Raw genomic sequence first — 1,774 nt, forward strand, 5'->3', positions numbered from 1 at the left:
CTCATCTTGTTGCTCTCAGACGCTCTAAACCTCAAACATTGCCGCTAACCCTTAGTTTGAGAGGCTTTTGCTTGTACTCCCTACTGCTGGATCACCAAAAGATGGGATGAGCCGCAATTCTTCGCTATCGTGACATAAAATCCTTCGCTGTGGCATTCAATCCTTCGCTACGGACACTTATTCCTTCGCTCTACATTTGCTTCTTCTATTCTTGAAGGCGGCACCCAGATTCGAACTGGGGGATGGAGGTTTTGCAGACCTCTGCCTTACCACTTGGCTATGCCGCCATATTGATTCAGAAGCCAGTATATCAGATCTCGCTGCTTTTATTAGAAGCCTGCCAGGCAAAACAACTTTACTCTTCAGGAAAATATGCTAAAAATTGTTTCAAAATGGAATGGTCGCGCTTGACGGTAGAGGAATAATGGCACAGGAAGCCGTAACGATCGCCCAAATCACCGACACCCATCTTTTTGCCAATTCGGATCAGGCTTTGAAAGGCGTGAATACTGTTCGATCGCTTCAGGCAGTCATTCAGCGAGTGCAGCACAGGCAGCCGGATGTTTTGCTGTTAACCGGGGATGTATCGCAGGATGAGACGCTGGCATCCTATGAGCATTTGCGGGAGTTGATTGCGCCGCTTGGTCTTCCCACTTATTGGATTCCGGGCAATCACGATCGACCAGAATTGATGATGCGAATGCTGAGCGAGGCTCCTTTTCGGCGTGAAAAATCATTGCAGCAGGCTGGCTGGAATGGGGTATTGCTCGATTCCCGGGTAGCGGGAGAGGTGGGGGGCGAGTTGTCTCAGGAAAGCTTACAGGAATTGGACGAGGCGTTGCGGCGTTATCCTGATCTTCCGGCGTTTGTGGCGCTGCATCATCCGGTGTTGGATGTGGGGTCTGCCTGGATGGGGGAGATTGGGCTGGGCAACGCAGCCGATCTGCTAGCCGTGATCGATCGTCATCCGCAGGTGAAGCTGGTGCTGTTTGGGCACATTCATCAGGTGTTTGAGCGGCAGCGGCAAGGAGTCACTTATTTAGGTACGCCTTCGACCTGTGTACAGTTCAAGCCGCACAGTGAGACTTTTGCGATCGACGATCAGATGCCAGGATTTCGCATCCTGCGACTATGGGCGGACGGGCGGTTTGAGACTGCGGTGGAGCGGGTGCCCATCAAGCAGTAATTGACTGAGCCGGTTGCGCCAGGAGCGAACCTGAGTGCTTAACGCGAGAGGAAGCCAATCGTCGTACTGCGGATAAATGGGAAGGCGAGGAGTGAGCTGCCAACCGTGTTGCTGAACCATTTCAGCCAGGGCTGCGTCGTGGGGATGAGGGTAGTTGGGATTGACTTCATCTTTGGGACCAATGCCGCCAAGGTCGCGTGCTCCTGCTTGCAGACAGGCAATGAGCTGAGCCGAGGTTGGAATTAGATTGGGCGGAATTTGCAGCGTGATTTCTGGAGGCAGGAGGGTGCGGGCAAGCTGAATGACCTGCGGTAGCGTTTCGATCGCAAAGGCATTACCCTGCCAGGACTGTTGCTGCCCGGGACTGTGAGGTTGCAAGATCACTTCTTGAATGTGGCGATAGCGATCGTGGATTTGGGCGATCGTCTCCAGGGTTTCGACCCAGTCTGCTTCGGTTTCGCCGATGCCGAGTAGTAAGCCTGTGGTAAAGGGAATCTTTAGTTCGCCTGCCCATTCGAGCTGCTGTAGGCGGACAGACGGAATTTTACTGGGAGCGCGGTGATGGACAGTTTGCAGCAGAGCAGGAGT

General features: G+C 53.3%; 2 protein-coding genes and 1 tRNA gene. 1 reads left to right on the forward strand and 2 read right to left on the reverse strand.

The window, feature by feature from the left end:
- Positions 1-215: 215 nt before the first annotated feature.
- Positions 216-287, reverse strand: a tRNA-Cys gene (locus tag H6F80_RS19635).
- A gap of 137 nt (positions 288-424) precedes the next feature.
- Here H6F80_RS19635 and cpdA point away from each other — a divergent pair.
- A complete protein-coding gene (gene cpdA / locus H6F80_RS19640) occupies positions 425-1,186 on the forward strand; it encodes a 3',5'-cyclic-AMP phosphodiesterase (protein WP_190793212.1) in 762 nt (253 codons plus the stop codon).
- Here the strand turns inward: cpdA and cofG are convergent.
- Positions 1,130-1,774 (reverse strand): 7,8-didemethyl-8-hydroxy-5-deazariboflavin synthase subunit CofG (gene cofG, locus H6F80_RS19645; protein ID WP_190793213.1); only part of this gene is annotated, 645 nt, incomplete at its 5' end. The two genes, cpdA and cofG, sit on opposite strands and share 57 nt — an antisense overlap.

It is taken from the genome of Leptolyngbya sp. FACHB-711, assembly GCF_014695615.1.
In the GTDB taxonomy this organism is placed as follows: Bacteria; Cyanobacteriota; Cyanobacteriia; order Elainellales; family Elainellaceae; genus Leptolyngbya_A.